Origin of the sequence: Photobacterium phosphoreum, assembly GCF_002954725.1 — a bacterium.
Classification (GTDB): Bacteria; Pseudomonadota; Gammaproteobacteria; order Enterobacterales; family Vibrionaceae; genus Photobacterium; species Photobacterium phosphoreum.
On the sequence record NZ_MSCQ01000001.1, the window covers coordinates 415154 to 431275 of the forward strand.

Annotated in this window: 16 protein-coding genes; all 16 read left to right on the forward strand. The window is 42.5% G+C overall.

Annotated features, from left to right (window positions below; genetic code table 11):
* The first annotated feature begins 88 nt into the window (after positions 1-88).
* Complete coding sequence (locus BTO21_RS01780) at positions 89-1483, forward strand: flagellar hook-length control protein FliK (protein WP_052672588.1); 1395 nt, start codon at positions 89-91, stop codon at positions 1481-1483.
* Between the two features lie 100 nt (positions 1484-1583).
* Positions 1584-2063: a flagellar basal body-associated protein FliL gene (fliL, locus tag BTO21_RS01785; protein ID WP_045026992.1), complete on the forward strand. Its 480-nt coding sequence runs from the start codon at positions 1584-1586 to the stop codon at positions 2061-2063.
* Positions 2064-2070: 7 nt separating this feature from the next.
* Positions 2071-3132 carry a flagellar motor switch protein FliM gene (fliM, locus tag BTO21_RS01790; protein ID WP_045026993.1) on the forward strand — a complete coding sequence of 354 codons (1062 nt, stop codon included), beginning with the start codon at positions 2071-2073 and terminating at the stop codon, positions 3130-3132.
* An 11-nt stretch (positions 3133-3143) separates the two neighbouring features.
* A complete protein-coding gene (fliN, locus tag BTO21_RS01795) occupies positions 3144-3530 on the forward strand; it encodes a flagellar motor switch protein FliN (RefSeq protein WP_045026995.1) in 387 nt (128 codons plus the stop codon).
* 9 nt (positions 3531-3539) lie between these two features.
* Positions 3540-3896 carry a flagellar biosynthetic protein FliO gene (fliO, locus tag BTO21_RS01800; RefSeq protein WP_045026997.1) on the forward strand — a complete coding sequence of 119 codons (357 nt, stop codon included), beginning with the start codon at positions 3540-3542 and terminating at the stop codon, positions 3894-3896.
* Between the two features lie 19 nt (positions 3897-3915).
* Complete coding sequence (gene fliP / locus BTO21_RS01805) at positions 3916-4725, forward strand: flagellar type III secretion system pore protein FliP (protein WP_232572817.1); 810 nt, start codon at positions 3916-3918, stop codon at positions 4723-4725.
* Positions 4726-4758: 33 nt separating this feature from the next.
* Positions 4759-5028 carry a flagellar biosynthesis protein FliQ gene (gene fliQ, locus BTO21_RS01810; RefSeq protein WP_045026998.1) on the forward strand — a complete coding sequence of 90 codons (270 nt, stop codon included), beginning with the start codon at positions 4759-4761 and terminating at the stop codon, positions 5026-5028.
* A 58-nt stretch (positions 5029-5086) separates the two neighbouring features.
* Positions 5087-5869: a flagellar biosynthetic protein FliR gene (gene fliR / locus BTO21_RS01815; RefSeq protein ID WP_045027000.1), complete on the forward strand. Its 783-nt coding sequence runs from the start codon at positions 5087-5089 to the stop codon at positions 5867-5869.
* A gap of 81 nt (positions 5870-5950) precedes the next feature.
* Positions 5951-7081 carry a flagellar biosynthesis protein FlhB gene (gene flhB, locus BTO21_RS01820; protein ID WP_045027001.1) on the forward strand — a complete coding sequence of 377 codons (1131 nt, stop codon included), beginning with the start codon at positions 5951-5953 and terminating at the stop codon, positions 7079-7081.
* Positions 7082-7243: 162 nt separating this feature from the next.
* The gene (flhA, locus tag BTO21_RS01825; RefSeq protein ID WP_045027145.1) at positions 7244-9340 is read left to right on the forward strand and encodes a flagellar biosynthesis protein FlhA; all 2097 of its coding nucleotides are present in this window, start codon (positions 7244-7246) and stop codon (positions 9338-9340) included.
* A gap of 51 nt (positions 9341-9391) precedes the next feature.
* Positions 9392-11014 carry a flagellar biosynthesis GTPase FlhF gene (gene flhF / locus BTO21_RS01830; protein WP_065194997.1) on the forward strand — a complete coding sequence of 541 codons (1623 nt, stop codon included), beginning with the start codon at positions 9392-9394 and terminating at the stop codon, positions 11012-11014.
* Positions 11007-11897: a MinD/ParA family protein gene (locus BTO21_RS01835; RefSeq protein WP_045027002.1), complete on the forward strand. Its 891-nt coding sequence runs from the start codon at positions 11007-11009 to the stop codon at positions 11895-11897. The genes flhF and BTO21_RS01835 overlap by 8 nt, the downstream gene beginning before the upstream one ends.
* On the forward strand, positions 11890-12612 hold the full coding sequence (locus tag BTO21_RS01840) for an RNA polymerase sigma factor FliA (RefSeq protein ID WP_045027005.1): 723 nt from the start codon (positions 11890-11892) through the stop codon (positions 12610-12612). The genes BTO21_RS01835 and BTO21_RS01840 overlap by 8 nt, the downstream gene beginning before the upstream one ends.
* 79 nt (positions 12613-12691) lie before the next feature.
* The gene (cheY, locus tag BTO21_RS01845) at positions 12692-13063 is read left to right on the forward strand and encodes a chemotaxis response regulator CheY (RefSeq protein ID WP_045027006.1); all 372 of its coding nucleotides are present in this window, start codon (positions 12692-12694) and stop codon (positions 13061-13063) included.
* A 31-nt stretch (positions 13064-13094) separates the two neighbouring features.
* Positions 13095-13814: a protein phosphatase CheZ gene (locus tag BTO21_RS01850; RefSeq protein ID WP_045027007.1), complete on the forward strand. Its 720-nt coding sequence runs from the start codon at positions 13095-13097 to the stop codon at positions 13812-13814.
* A 9-nt stretch (positions 13815-13823) separates the two neighbouring features.
* On the forward strand, positions 13824-16064 hold the full coding sequence (locus BTO21_RS01855; RefSeq protein ID WP_045027008.1) for a chemotaxis protein CheA: 2241 nt from the start codon (positions 13824-13826) through the stop codon (positions 16062-16064).
* Positions 16065-16122: the final 58 nt, after the last annotated feature.

Here is a 16122-nt window from a genome sequence, read left to right on the forward strand (position 1 = left end):
GGTTGAATGAAACGGTTTTTTGACGCTTTATTTCAAACAGTTATTCATTTATCTGTCGTTTGTAGCGGCACGTATTAAAAGAGTTACTATGAATCTATTTAATGTGTCATTAGCGCAAACAGCAAAACCCACCTCAGCTGCTACATCTGGGGGGGAGTCTGAAACCGTTAGTTTGAGTGATAATGATTTTTCACAGCAATATCAGCAAGCTATTGATGATTCTGCTATCAATGCAGAGATGATAGGTACTGATAGCGAGATTAATACTTCTCATCGTGGTATGACCGATATTAGCACTGCCAATAGTGGCATGAGTGATATTAGCACTAGCACTGACATATCAGTGAGTGATTCGATAGCCGTTAATGCAACCGATGAATCGTTAGTCAGCGCTGATAGCATCACGATAGTTGATGATGCGACTGAGTTAATGGCGGCCGGGAATGTATTTCTACAGCAGTTAACCCAATCTAATCAGCAGCTTAAATTTGACGTTACCTCAGATGCTAATGCGGTTAACAGTAGCGGCAATAGCTTGCCACCTTCTGCAATACCCCTAACAGATACCGTTTTGATTGATGGTGTACCAACTTCTTCTCAACCAGCAACTTCAACGTTAACAACGGTTGCCTCAACAACGTCAGCTGCAATGACACCAGCGACAGCAGTAACGAATAGTGCCGTATTGGCATCACAGGCGGCAATGTTGGCTGATGACAGTCATGGACAAAACGCTGGCGAAGAGAGTGATGTTAGTGTCAATAATTCGCCACTATCTGTTACCACTACCGCCCTCTCATCGACAGCAGTAACGCCAACATCAGAAATGTTGTTGAATATGTCAGCTGCTGATGGTGTTTCTTTGTTGGCGAATGGCGCTTTACCTGCGGATGAGAGTCGCCTTCATCATAATATGAATGCCAATGTTAATGGTGATTCCTTAGCTCAACAACTTGCAGGGTTAAGCCCAACATCACCGAATGCACTTAAACCTGAGCAATCAGCCGTTATGAATAACGCACAATCACCATTATTACTGACCCGTGAGCAGGCGGGAGAGCAAGTCCATGAGCGGATTAATATGATGATGGCGAAGAATCTTAAATACGTTGATATTCGGTTAGATCCGCCTGAACTTGGAAAAATTCAAATTAAATTGAGTATTAATCAAGATCAAGCATCGGTGCAATTTACGGTGAATAACCATCAGACACGCGACATCGTTGAACAAGCGATGCCACGTTTACGTGAAATGTTGCAACAGCAAGGATTGCAGTTAGCCCAAAGTTCAGTTCAACAAGAAAGTAGCCAGCAATTTGCAGGTCATCAAAATAATAGTTCTGCGCAGTCACAATCTGGTCAGCAATCATCAACAGTAGCAACGACGGCTGAAGGGCAATCAATGACCGAGAGTGATCAACTTGATGTATCAACCGCAGTGTTCGTTACTGAAAATAAAGACCAAGTAGATTATTACGCGTAGTGTTTCTGGTTGAATTAATGGTTAACACTGAACAAATAAAACAATAAAACAATAAAACAATAAAACAATAAAACAATAAAACAGCAAGCAAGGACGAATAATGGTTGGCGGAAAGAATAAAAAAATAGCGGTGATTAGTCTTATAAGTATCGTGGTTGTTGCCATGATAGCAGGAGGTGCTTGGTTTTATTCATCAGCATCAATAGCATCTCAAACGACTGCGGCGTCATCGTCAGAGTTAACTCCAGCGCCATTGAAAATGTCAGCGTACTACATCGTGTTACCCGAACCTTTTATTTTTAATGTCAGTGGTAAAGAGCGCGATCGAGTGGTGCAAATAAAAGTGCAGTTAATGGTTCGTGGTGAACAAAATGAAGCCTTAGCCAAGCAGCATATACCTCTTGTTGAAAGTGTGTTGTTGCAAACATTTGCAGTCACCACGGTTGAACAATTACGTCAGCCACAAGGCCGAGAACAACTACGCCAACAAGCATTGACAACAGTACAAGCAACAATGAATAAGATGACAAGCATGCCTGTGGTTGAACGGGTGTTATTTACTGGCTTTGTGATGCAATAGGTGCGCTGTGAGTGATTTATTAACCCAAGATGAAATTGATGCGTTATTACATGGGGTCGATGAGCCGGATGATAATAATGATGACGAGCAAGGATCAGGGATTACCGCCTTTGATTTCTCCTCGCAAGATCGCATTGTTCGTGGACGGATGCCGACCCTTGAATTGATCAATGAGCGGTTTGCGCGTCATATGCGGATCAGTTTATTTAATATGTTGCGTAAAACTGCGGAAGTGTCGATCAATGGCGTCCAAATGATCAAGTTTGGTGAATATCAAAATACACTTTATGTGCCAACCAGTTTAAATATGGTGCGTTTTAGACCGTTAAAAGGTACCGCATTGATCACCATGGAAGCACGATTAGTGTTTATTTTGGTAGAGAATTTCTTTGGTGGTGATGGCCGTTTTCACGCCAAAATTGAAGGGCGTGAATTTACCCCGACTGAACGCCGCATTGTACAGATGTTACTTAAATTGGTATTTGAAGATTACCGTGAAGCATGGTCGCCGGTGATGTCGGTTGAGTTTGAATATATCGACTCTGAAGTTAACCCAACCATGGCCAATATTGTTAGCCCGACAGAAGTGATCGTGGTGAGTTCATTTCACATTGAGATCGATGGTGGCGGTGGTGATTTTCATGTGGTGATGCCGTATTCAATGGTCGAACCTATTCGTGAATTACTTGATGCGGGTGTGCAAAGCGACAAGATGGATACTGATGTTCGTTGGAGCCATGCTTTGCGAGATGAAATCATGGATGTGCCGGTAAATCTGCGGGCAAAATTATTGGATATTGATATTTCATTACGCGACTTAATGGAATTACAAGCCGGTGATGTTATTCCGATCACAATGCCAGAATCTGCCACGATTTTTGTTGAAGACTTACCGAGTTATCGCGCCAAAATGGGGCGCAGTGGCGATAATGTCGCGCTTAAAATTACCGAGAAATTAAAACGTCCAGACATGGTGAAAACGGATTTGGCTTTTTTAGATCGTGATCTATTAAGTTCTACGTTGTTAGAGATGAATAGTGACGATGATACTTATAAACGCAACCATTAGCAGGAATAACAATGTCTCAAAATGATCAACAAATGGCCGATGATTGGGCTGCTGCGCTTGCCGAGCAACAAGATGATGTTCAGCCAGCGCCACTGGAAGAGTTAACGGATGATACAACGCCAATCTCTGATGATGAACGGCGTAAACTTGATACCATCATGGATATTCCAGTGACGATTTCAATGGAAGTTGGCCGCACGCAAATCAGTATTCGTAATTTACTGCAACTTAACCAAGGTTCGGTGGTGGAACTTGATCGTATTGCGGGTGAATCATTAGATGTAATGGTTAATGGCACTTTGATCGCTCACGGTGAAGTGGTGGTGGTCAATGATAAATTCGGTATTCGTTTAACCGATGTAATTAGCCAAACTGAACGCATTAAAAAATTACGTTAAGAGTCAGCAATGGATCAGCCAATTACATTAGGGCAAGCGCCCGATCTTAATTTAGCCACGACGTTAGCGTCACTAGTATTAGTGATTGTGATTATTTTATTTTTGGCATGGCTGCTAAAAAAAATGCGTCTTGTCGGTGTTCACAGTAATGATCAGCGACTCACTATTGTTAAGCAGTTAACACTTGGACAGCGGGAGCGTATTGCGCTGATTCAAGTGGGTGATGAACAATTATTAGTCGGTATTACTCAGCATAATATTTCGTTGCTGAGTAAGCTTGAACAACCTTTAATCATGGAAGATGTGCCAGCTAAAGATTTTGCTTCTCAGCTGAGCCGATTGATAACCACCAATGATAAAAAATAACCTTTCACCTTGTTTGAAAATGGCGTTGCTGTTGCTATTTATTGGTAGCTTGGGTGTGTCAATACCCGTATGGGCAACTGAGAGTGTTACGCAAACGGCAATGACCGCGGAAAGTAACGCCTCACATTTAACTGCGGGTGCGCGTAGCGGTGGTGGTATTCCAGCGTTGTCGGTTACCATGAACCCTGATGGCAGCGAAGATTACTCCATCACATTGCAAATATTAGCCCTCATGACCGCCCTTGGCTTTTTGCCTGCAGTGGTGATTTTAATGACATCATTTACCCGTATTGTGGTGGTGATGTCGATTTTGCGCCAAGCAATGGGATTACAACAAACGCCCTCAAATCAGGTCATTATTGGGATCGCGATGTTTTTGACTTTCTTTGTAATGTCGCCTGTTATCGATAAAATTAATACCGATGCAGTGCAGCCTTATATCAACGAGCAAATCAGTGCTCAGCAAGCATTAGCCAAAGCCGAAGAGCCAATGCGGCAATTTATGCTCAAGCAAACGCGAGTGAAAGATCTGGAAACGTTTGTCAATATGTCGGGATCAACCGCGACCGATCCACAAGCAGTACCGCTAACAGTATTAGTGCCAGCGTTTATTACCTCTGAGCTTAAAACGGCGTTTCAGATCGGCTTTATGTTGTTTTTACCGTTTCTAATTATTGATTTAGTGGTGGCATCAGTATTGATGGCGATGGGTATGATGATGCTATCACCGATGATTGTGTCATTACCGTTTAAGTTAATGTTGTTTGTCTTAGTGGATGGTTGGAATTTAATTCTGTCTACGCTGGCTGCCAGTTTTGGTACGTTGTAAACCTGTGGCTTATACGGTGAGGATACACAAGCTATGACCCCAGAAGCGTTTGTCGATATTTTTCAAGAAGCGTTATACATGGTATTGATCATGGTGTGCGCGATTGTTATTCCGGGCTTATTAATTGGCTTAGTGGTGGCAGTGTTCCAAGCTGCAACCTCGATTAACGAACAAACATTGAGTTTTTTACCGCGTTTAATTGTGACCTTATTAGCTTTGATGTTTTTCGGCCATATGATGACGCGAATGTTGATGGATTATTTTTTTCGAATTGTCGATCAAATTCCACAATTGTTGTATTAGCGTGATGAATCGTACCGTTATCACCGCGTAATATTCGTTTCATAAGTAGCCACGGTTTATGCACTATACCTCCAGCGTGTTATTAGAATGGATAGCCAATTACTTTTGGCCGTTCACGCGTATTTCTTCAATGATGATGGCAATGACCTTTTTTGGGGCGCGTTTTGTGTCGCCAAAAATTCGGTTATATCTCGCCTTAGCGATCACTTTTACGGTGATGCCAATGTTACCTAAAGTGCCGACCGAGATTGAATTACTCTCTGTGGCGGGATTTATTGTCACGACTCAACAAATCATGATTGGGGTCGCGATGGGGTTAGTGACTCAGTTTATTACGCAGACTTTTGTGTTATTAGGACAAATCCTCGGTATGCAGTCGAGTTTAGGTTTTGCCTCGATGGTCGATCCCGCTAATGGTCAAAACACGCCAGTGCTGGGGCAGTTTTATATGTTTTTAGCCATATTACTGTTTTTGGCAACCGATGGTCATTTGACGATGCTAAATGTGGTGGTACTGAGTTTTACCACCTTGCCCGTAGGCAGCAGTATGTTAGTGGCGGCAGATTATTATCAATTAGCAGGGTGGTTTGGACATATCTTTAAAGCTGGGGTTGATATGGCGTTGGCTGGCGTGATTGCATTATTAACCGTTAACCTCTCGTTTGGGGTCATGACTCGTGCTGCACCGCAGTTAAATATTTTCTCGTTAGGGTTTTCATTTGCGTTGTTACTTGGTTTAGCGATCAGTTGGTTTATTGTGCTAGGGATCGTGCCACAGTATGAAACGATTTGGCAGACAGGATTAGATCAAATTTGTCGTTTAGCAAGGCTTAATTGTTAAGTCTGATAATCCATTAGCTTCTGATTTAATAGCGATTTATTTCGTTATTTATTTTTCTAACTTCACCATGGACGAACCATTATGTCGGATGCTGACGGTCAAGAACGTACCGAAGACGCCACCGCGCGAAAACGCGAGCAGGCGCGGGAAAAAGGTCAAGTACCGCGCTCAAGAGAATTAGCCTCCGTGGCAGTATTGGTTTCCGGTGCTGTGGGTTTAATGTGGTTTGGTGAAGGATTGAGTATTGCGTTAGGCAAAGTGATGACGCGGATGTTCAGTTTAAGCCGAGAAGAAGTGTTTGATGTACAGTTGCTATTAACGGTAGTGACGAATGCGGTATGGCAAGTGTTTTTACCGTTAGTGCTGGTATTGGTATTTTTATTTACTGCGGCATTAATTGGTGCGGCAGGGTTAGGAGGGATACGTTTTTCTTCTGAAGCGGCAATGCCGAAATTATCTAAAATGAATCCAATCAGTGGCCTTAAACGGATGTTTGGTAGTCAAAGTTGGGTCGAACTGATTAAATCAGTGCTTAAAGTCGGATTAGTGGCGAGTGTGGCGGGGTATTTGATTTATTCGAGCTTGGATGATTTTTTTCAACTCAGTATTGAAACCTTTCCGGCTAATTATTTTCATGCATTGGATATTCTGCTTAATTTTGTTTTATTAATTTGTTGCTCATTATTAGTCGTGGTAGCGATTGATGTGCCTTATCAGATTTGGCATTTTAGCGATCAATTAAAAATGACCAAGCAAGAAATCAAAGATGAATATAAAGATTCTGAAGGTAAGCCTGAAGTAAAAGGTCGTATCCGTATGTTGCAGCGTGAAATGGCACAACGACGAATGATGGCGGATGTACCACAAGCCGATGTGGTGATCACTAACCCTGAGCACTATTCAGTGGCATTACGTTATGATCCTAAACTTGATGCGGCACCGATTGTGATTGCCAAAGGTGGCGACCACTTAGCCCTTAAAATTCGTGAAATCGCCAATAAACACAATATTGATATTGTTCCAGCCGCACCATTAGCCCGTGCAATTTACTATACCACCGACTTAGAGCAGCAAGTGCCTGATGGATTGTTTGTCGCAGTGGCACAAGTGTTAGCTTATGTTTTTCAATTAAAAGCTTATCGACGTGGTAAAGGACAAAAACCAATATTATCTTCGGCAGCAACAGAGATACCACAAGAATTACGTCATTAATAAAAGCGGTATTAAATTGTAAATGCATAATTTTGCTGTCAAAATAATGGCATAATTATGCGGCATGATAATTGCTTTAAGTTAATGTATCTGTGAAGGATTATGGATCAACATTAGTTTGTAACCCTCGTCTTCATGCCAATAATTTTTGATGACAAAACAATGAAGCTTGCAATTCCTGTTGCTGCGCGTTTACCGTTAGCACGTTTAAAAAATATGCCCGCAATAGGTGCACCGGTGATGGTGTTGGCTACTTTGGCGATGATTATTCTGCCAATACCGCCATTATTATTGGATATGACCTTTACTTTTAATATTGCGCTGTCGTTAGTGGTGCTGTTAGTCACTGTTTACACTCGCCGTCCCCTTGATTTTGCTGCCTTTCCTACTGTATTGCTTATTGCAACCTTATTACGTTTAGCCCTTAACGTGGCCTCAACGCGTGTGGTGTTACTGCATGGTCATGAAGGCCCTGATGCGGCAGGACAGGTGATTGATGCTTTTGGATCGGTGGTGATTGGTGGTAACTATGCGGTCGGTTTGGTGGTGTTTCTTATTCTGATGATCATCAACTTTATGGTTGTAACTAAAGGTGCGGGGCGTATTTCAGAAGTTAGTGCTCGCTTTACCCTTGATGCTTTACCCGGTAAACAAATGGCGATTGATGCGGACTTAAATGCGGGATTAATTGATCAAGAGCAAGCCCGTACTCGCCGTTTTGAAGTCACTAAAGAAGCGGATTTTTATGGTTCAATGGACGGTGCTTCTAAGTTTGTTAAAGGGGATGCGATCGCCGGTATTCTGATCTTATTTATCAATATTATTGGTGGCTTGATCATTGGCATGACGCAACACGGCTTAGGTTTTGTTGAAGCAATTGAAATATATAGCCTGCTTACCATTGGTGATGGACTGGTGGCGCAGATACCCTCGTTATTATTGTCAATTGGTGCCGCAATGCTGGTAACTCGTCAAAATACTGACGAGGATATGGGCCAGCAAATGTATTTCCAGATGTTTAATAATCCGCAGGCATTAATCATTACTGGGGCTATTTTATTTGTCATGGGTATTGTTCCTGGCATGCCTCATGTGCCGTTTTTATTGTTAGCCGCCATTATTGGTGGTGCGGCTTATTGGCGTTATAAGAAAGACAAAATCGCGGCATTAGTTGAAAAAGAACCCCAGTCTCATGATTTAGCGCCGATTCAACCGATGAAAGAGTTGTCATGGGATGATGTTCAGCCTGTCGATACGATTGGGCTTGAAGTCGGCTACCGATTGATTTCGATGGTTGATAAAGACCAAGGTGGTGAATTGTTAGAACGCGTTAAAGGGGTGCGTAAAAAGCTTTCGCAAGATTTTGGTTTCCTCGTACCGCCAGTACATATTCGTGACAATTTGGAGTTACCACCCAACAGTTATCGTATTAGTTTAATGGGCGTGACCTGTGGCGAAGCCAATATTCACCCAAATATGGATCTAGCGATTAACCCCGGCCAAGTGTTTGGCAATATTGATGGCGAAAGAACGCTTGATCCTGCATTTGGTTTAGAAGCGGTATGGATTCAAGTATCACAGCGTGAACACGCACAAGCATTAGGTTACACCGTGGTTGATTCTGCCACTGTGTTAGCGACCCATTTAAGCCAATTATTAACCAACCATGCCGCGCAATTATTAGGCCATGAAGAAGTACAAAACTTACTTGAAATGTTGGGTCAATCGACGCCGAAATTGGTTGATGGCTTTGTGCCTGATCAACTGCCACTAGGGGTGGTGGTGAAAGTAATGCAGAACTTACTTAACGAAGCAATTCCATTACGGGATATTCGAACCATTGTCCAAACCTTGTCTGAGTACTCCAGTAAGAGTCAAGATCCTGACATTCTAACGGCCGCGGCACGTATTGGTTTAAAACGATTAATCTGTCAAGAAATCAATGGAATAGAAGCAGAATTGCCGGTTATAACCTTAGTGCCTGAATTGGAACAGATATTGCATCAGACGATGCACTCTGCGGGTGGGGAGTCATCAGGTATTGAACCGGGATTAGCCGAGCGTCTGCAACGATCACTTACAGAAGCGACTCAGCAACAAGAATTAAAAGGTGAACCTGCGGTGTTGTTAACCTCCGGTGTTTTACGTTCTACCTTGGCAAAATTTGTCAAAAATACCATTCCGACCCTGAGGGTACTTTCTTATCAAGAAGTGCCTGATGAAAAGCAAATTCGAATTGTTAATGCGGTTGGTCATTAATGATGTTGAAAGTGAATACTCATTTAAGCGCTTGCTGATAGGGAATTAAGTTTGAAGATTAAACGATTTTTTGCCAAGGATATGAGAACGGCACTTAGCGAAGTAAAAGAAGAACTTGGCCCTGATGCAGTGATTATGTCAAATAAAAAGGTTGCTGGCGGTGTTGAAATTGTTGCCGCTGTTGATACCGATGCGAGTCCAGTAATGGCTAAAACGCATCATGTAGTGCGTGATGAATTAGAGCAGGGATTAGGTCAAGCTAGACGCAAACTTGCTGATGATAAAGTCAATGTCACACCATCGATATCAAAGCAGTTTGCGAGTGTTTTACAAAATTATGCCGCGACCACTGACACCCCTGACAATATGGCGTCAGTTGATTCATTAACCGCATTATTACAGCGCCAATCTAAGCATCAAGACCAGCAGCAACCTCAAGCAAGTCGTGCGAGTGATCTTAACCGAGATCAAACGCGACAACATTATTATCACAGTGATAACCATGAGCAACATCGCCAATCACAGGGTATTAATCATCAACAGCCACCGTCACGATCTAAACCAACACGACGCTATGATGATCACTCCCAAGATCTTAATGTCGGTGATTATAACCGTCCATCATCAAAACACTATGAACGTGAAATTGCCGTTGGTCGCAATGATCATGGGTCAACAGCTCGAAAACCGCGTTTAGATCCGAGCCGTTATGAAGTTAAAGGCGCTCGAAAAGACGATGAATTAGAGACGATGCGCGCTGAGATTATCGCTATTCGACGCTTATTAGAACATCAATTATCAGGGCTGATGTGGCAGGAAGTTGAACGTCAAGAGCCAATGCGAGCGATGATGATCAAGCGGCTTGAAAAAATGGGGTTATCTGATCAATTAGCCGATCAATTAGCGTGTTACATTCCCGAAGATTTACCTACCAATGAAGCATGGCCCGCTTTACTTGATTTATTAGCGGATCAATTACTCACCACCGATGACTGTATTTTAGAAACGGGGGGGGTTGTGGCATTACTGGGGCCGACAGGTGTCGGTAAAACGACCACTGTTGCCAAACTGGCAGCGCGGGCAGCAATGGAGTTTGGTCCTAATCAAATTGCGTTGGTAACCACCGATAATTATCGAATTGGTGCCCATGAACAATTGGCGACTTATGGTCGAATTATGGGGTGTCCGGTAAGAGTGGCTAAAGATGCTCAGGAATTGGCCGATATACTACATCAGTTACGTCATCGTCGGTTAGTGTTGCTTGATACTGCTGGTATGGGTCAACGGGATATTCGCTTATCTGAGCAATTAGATACCTTAATGCAAAACAGTGGCGCTAAAATTCGTAGTTATTTAGTGATGCCAGCGACATCACAACGACGAGTGCTTGAAGAAACCATTGAGCATTTTCGGCGTATTCCGTTATCTGGTTGTGTGTTGACCAAACTTGATGAATCGTTAAGTTTGGGGGAAATAATCTGTGTTGCTATTCAAAATGCGTTACCGATTGCTTATTTAGCTGATGGGCAACGGGTGCCTGAAGACTTGAAAGTGGCCACCGGAAAGTACCTAGTTTCGCGTGCCAATGAGTTGTTAGAACTCGAACTCTCACAGCAATCTCATGTCTGGTCTAGTGATAGTTCAGATAACAATGCGGCCGATTTTTATGACTGAGAACATCATGTACGATCAAGCGAGTGGTTTACGTCGAATGACCCAATTAACGTCGACAAAAGTCATTACTGTTACGGGCGGAAAAGGTGGCGTAGGTAAAACCAGCGTTGCGCTTAATATGGCCATTTCAATGGCTCGTCAAGGCAAGCGCGTTATGGTGCTTGATGCTGATCTTGGATTAGCAAATGTTGATGTGATGCTCGGTTTACGTGCTGGGCGTAATTTGTCGCATGTATTAGCAGGGTTATGTGAGCTTGCCGATATTATTATCGAAGGTCCTTATGGGGTGAAAATTATTCCATCGGCTTCTGGTACGCAAAATATGGCGGAACTAACGCCAGCGCAACATGTAGGGTTGATTCGAGCATTTGGTAGTTTACAACATGAGTTAGATTTTTTGATTGTCGATACCGCCGCGGGTATTTCTGACATGGTGCTGAGTTTTGCGCGTGCAGCTCAAGACATTGTTATTGTTGTCTGTGATGAACCTACTTCGATCACAGATGCGTACGCATTAATGAAAATTTTGAGTCGTGAGTATGATATTCAACGATTTAAGATTGTTGCCAACATGGTTCGTAGTTATCGTGAAGGACGTGATTTATTCATTAAGTTAACCCGAGTTACGGAACGTTTTCTTGATGCTAATCTTGAACTTGCCGCATGCATCCCTCTTGATGATAACGTTCGCCAAGCGGTGAAACGTCAAAAAATGGTGGTTGAGGCATTTCCACATACGCCTGCTGCGTTAGCATTGAATTCATTAGCATCAAAAGCGATGACATGGCCTATTCCTCATCATCCAGGAGGGCATTTAGAGTTTTTTGTGGAACGATTATTAGTGCATAAACCGCGAGCCATGGAGGCATTTAGTCGTGAATAAAACGTTAACTTATAGCTGTTATCAACCCAGCCCGCAGGCATTTATTGAACGTTACTCGACGTTGGTAAAGCGAATTGCACACCATTTAATGGCGCGGTTGCCACCCAATGTGTTGGTCGAAGATCTGATTCAATCAGGGATGATCGGTTTGTTAGAAGCCCAGCGAAATTATGATCCCACCAAAGGGGCCAGTTTTGAAACTTTTGCAGGTATTCGTATTCGTGGAGCAATGCTAGATGATATTCGACGTGGTGATTGGGTGCCACGCTCAGTATATAAAAATAGTCGCCGCATTAGTGATGCGATTTCACAGCTTGAGCATCGCCTTGGGCGTGATCCAAGTGACAATGAAATCGCACAGTTTCTTGAGATGCCATTAGAGCAATATCATCAGGCACTAAATGACGTCAATTGTGGTCGTATTGTCGGTATTGCCGATCTTGCTGGTGGCGAAGAAACGATGGTCAATGACAATAATATTGATCAGAACGTGCCATTTCAAAATGTGGTTGAGGACAGTTTTCGGCATAACTTAGCGGCTGCCATTAAAACCTTGCCTGAACGAGAAGCATTAGTGCTGTCGTTGTATTACGACGAAGAAATGAATTTAAAAGAAATAGGGGCTGTTATTGGCGTGAGTGAATCGCGCATTTGCCAGATTCATAGCCAAGCAATGCAGCGATTACGGGCTAAGTTACAAGCTTGGGCTGCGTGATGTAAAACATAGTAACCGCCATTATTTTATAACTTACAACAACACAGGTTTCGCTGTGGAGGCAATTTTGAATACTAATATGAAAATTCTTATTGTTGATGATTTTTCAACAATGCGTCGTATCGTAAAAAATTTACTGCGTGATTTAGGGTTTAATAATACTGTTGAAGCGGATGATGGTATTACCGCATTGCCGTTATTAAAGCGCGGTGATTTCGATTTTGTGGTGACGGATTGGAATATGCCCGGTATGCAAGGGATTGATTTGTTACGTCATATTCGCGCAGATGAAAAATTAAAACATTTACCAGTATTAATGATTACTGCTGAAGCTAAGCGTGAGCAGATTATTGAAGCGGCTCAAGCTGGCGTTAATGGCTATATTGTAAAACCGTTTAATGCCGCGACATTAAAAGAAAAACTCGCGAAGATTTTTGAACGATTACAGTAGTTATTGTGTTTCGGCATAGGGAAATAGCGTCATGATTTCATTAGAGCAAGCACAGCAATTAGTGGTGTTGCTTGAGCAAGGACAGCAACAACAAGCCAATACGTTAGTGCAAACTTTAGTTGAAGAACATCATGCACCTATGTATGAAGAAGTAGGGAAAATGACTCGCCAGTTGCATGACTCCTTGGTGAGTTTTCGACAGGACTCTCGGTGGAATGACTTAGCTAAAACCGACATTCCAGATGCGCGTGATAGTTTATCCTATGTGATTGATAAAACAGAAGCGGCCGCTAATCGCACCATGGATGCGGTTGAGATCACCTTGCCTATTGCCGAACAATTACAACAAACACTGCTTAGCCTTCATCCGCAATGGCAGCGATTAATGGCCGGACAAATTGCTTTAACTGAGTTTAAACAGCTTTGTCATGATATTAATGCGTTATTGCTCCAAGTTGATCAAGATAGTTCGCTGTTACGTGAGCATTTAACTGATATTTTAATGGCACAAGATTTTCAAGATCTTACCGGACAAGTTATACGTCGAGTGATCACCTTAGTGCACGAAGTTGAGCAGCGAATGCTTGATATTTTACAAGCATTTGGTATTGAACAAGCCCCACTTTTTAGTAGCGAAACATTACCGTCAACGATCACTGCCGAAGGGCCGATTATTAATCCTCAGCAACGTAAAGATGCAGTTTCATCACAGGATGATGTGGATGATTTGCTTTCAAGTCTTGGATTTTAGAGGGAATTTATGAGTTTTGATTTAGATGAAGATATCCTACAAGACTTTTTGATTGAAGCTGGGGAAATCCTTGAATTATTGTCAGAGCAACTGGTTGAACTTGAACGGCGTCCTGACGATGGTGAATTGTTAAACGCAATATTTCGTGGTTTCCATACCGTTAAAGGCGGCGCTGGCTTTTTATCTTTAGGTGAGCTCGTTGATGCTTGTCATGGCGCTGAAAACGTATTTGATCTGTTACGGACCGGTAAGCGTAAAGTCACATCAGAGCTAATGGATGTGATTTTAGAGGCGTTAGATTGCATCAATGTTATGTTTGCTCAAGTACAAGCGCACCAGCCATTAAAACGAGCAGAGCAAACGTTGTTGGATCAATTACATCATTATAGTTTGCCACCCTCAGCTGTTGAAGCGACTGTCAATGCCAGCGCTGAAATGACAATGGTTGCTGCAGAACCTTCATCGGTATCTTCATCGAGTGCGATTGCTGCTGATTCTATTAATGATATTACTCAAGATGAGTTTGAACGCCTATTAGATGAATTGCATGGTATTGGTAACTCACCGTCTTCATTATCGATACCTCCATCTTCTGTTATTGTAAGTAGCAGTAGCAGTAGCAGTAGCAGTAGCAGTAGCAGTAGCAGTATGAGTGTTGAGAGTAATGACATTACTGATGATGAATTTGAACGTTTATTAGATGAATTACATGGCAGTGGTAATGCCCCTGGTGCTGTAGATTCATTGATAACAACGTCTGCAACGGATTCGACCGCCACTTCTACTGCGACAGCCATGACGCCAGTAACGAATAAAGAAAATCTGGCTGTTGTTAATGATGATCTGATGACCGATGATGAGTTTGAAAACCTGTTAGATGAATTACATGGTCTTGGTCGTGCACCTCAGGTTACTATTACGCCAGCAGTTGAGACGCCATTAAGTCCCCCATCTAATGATCCATTTGCAGCGATAAACCCTCATGTACCGACGCATGTAGCCGTAAGCAAGGTTGCGGTTGAGCCTGTGAATAAGCCTCTATTATTAGCAGAAAAAGAGAAACCCAAGCCCAAGCCTCAAGCCGAAACTACCGTACGTGTTGATACTTCAACTCTTGATATCATTATGAATATGGTGGGTGAGTTGGTATTAGTACGTAATCGGTTGGTGAGTTTAGGTTTAAATACTACCGATGAAGAAATGTCAAAAGCGGTATCAACATTGGATGTTGTGACGGCAGATCTTCAAGGTGCGGTAATGAAAACCCGCATGCAACCGATCAAGAAAGTATTTGGTCGTTTTCCTCGCGTAGTGCGTGATTTAGCCCGTAGTCTGAATAAAGAAATTGTGCTTGAAATGGAGGGTGAAGATACCGATCTTGATAAAAACTTAGTCGAAGCGCTTGCCGATCCATTAGTACATTTAGTCCGTAATTCGGTTGACCATGGTATTGAAATGCCTGCTGTACGTGAGCAAGCGGGTAAATCCCCAATAGGTAAAGTGCTGTTATCAGCTTCACAAGAAGGGGATCATATTCGTTTAACCATTGCTGATGATGGTAGTGGTATGGATGCCAATAAATTACGTCAAATCGCGATTGATCGCGGCATGATGGATAGTGATGCCGCTTCACGCTTAAGTGATAATGATGCTTATAATCTGATTTTTGCGCCAGGATTCTCAACCAAAAAAGAGATTTCAGATATTTCAGGGCGCGGCGTTGGTATGGATGTGGTTAAAACCAGTATTAACCAACTCAATGGCTCAATCATTATTGATTCAACCTTAGGCAAAGGAACACGAATTGATATTAAAGTGCCGCTAACGTTAGCGATCTTACCGACATTAATGGTGGGTGTTGCTCACCAACCGTTCGCTTTACCTTTGGCAAGTGTTAATGAAATATTCCATTTAGATTTAACAAAAACTCACACTGTTGATGGCCAACTGACCATTATTGTGCGCGAAAAAGCGATTCCGCTATTTTACCTGCAAGATTGGTTGTCAAAAAAAGCCCCCGTTAACAAGCCACATAGTAGCTATGGTCACGTGGTGATTGTACAAACAGGGCATCAGCGGGTTGGATTTGTGGTTGATAGTCTGATTGGTCAAGAAGAAGTGGTGATTAAGCCATTAGATAAATTGCTAAAAGGCACCCCCGGTATGGCAGGAGCGACGATCACCAGTGATGGGCATATTGCACTTATTTTAGATGTGCCTAATCTGTTAAATCATTATGTAAGACGTTAATTATTAACAATAATAATCCATTATTCGTGAGTGTTTAGGTCGGCTGTATTGTTTATGT

Coding starts and splice junctions, on each gene's coding strand:
- flhB (WP_045027001.1), top strand. CDS start 5,951: ATGTCGGATGCTGACGGTCAAGAACGTACCGAAGACGCCACCGCGCGA.
- fliO (WP_045026997.1), top strand. CDS start 3,540: ATGGATCAGCCAATTACATTAGGGCAAGCGCCCGATCTTAATTTAGCC.
- fliP (WP_232572817.1), top strand. CDS start 3,916: ATGGCGTTGCTGTTGCTATTTATTGGTAGCTTGGGTGTGTCAATACCC.
- flhA (WP_045027145.1), top strand. CDS start 7,244: ATGAAGCTTGCAATTCCTGTTGCTGCGCGTTTACCGTTAGCACGTTTA.
- fliN (WP_045026995.1), top strand. CDS start 3,144: ATGTCTCAAAATGATCAACAAATGGCCGATGATTGGGCTGCTGCGCTT.
- BTO21_RS01780 (WP_052672588.1), top strand. CDS start 89: ATGAATCTATTTAATGTGTCATTAGCGCAAACAGCAAAACCCACCTCA.
- BTO21_RS01850 (WP_045027007.1), top strand. CDS start 13,095: ATGATTTCATTAGAGCAAGCACAGCAATTAGTGGTGTTGCTTGAGCAA.
- BTO21_RS01835 (WP_045027002.1), top strand. CDS start 11,007: ATGACTGAGAACATCATGTACGATCAAGCGAGTGGTTTACGTCGAATG.
- fliL (WP_045026992.1), top strand. CDS start 1,584: ATGGTTGGCGGAAAGAATAAAAAAATAGCGGTGATTAGTCTTATAAGT.
- fliR (WP_045027000.1), top strand. CDS start 5,087: ATGCACTATACCTCCAGCGTGTTATTAGAATGGATAGCCAATTACTTT.
- cheY (WP_045027006.1), top strand. CDS start 12,692: ATGAAAATTCTTATTGTTGATGATTTTTCAACAATGCGTCGTATCGTA.
- fliQ (WP_045026998.1), top strand. CDS start 4,759: ATGACCCCAGAAGCGTTTGTCGATATTTTTCAAGAAGCGTTATACATG.
- BTO21_RS01855 (WP_045027008.1), top strand. CDS start 13,824: ATGAGTTTTGATTTAGATGAAGATATCCTACAAGACTTTTTGATTGAA.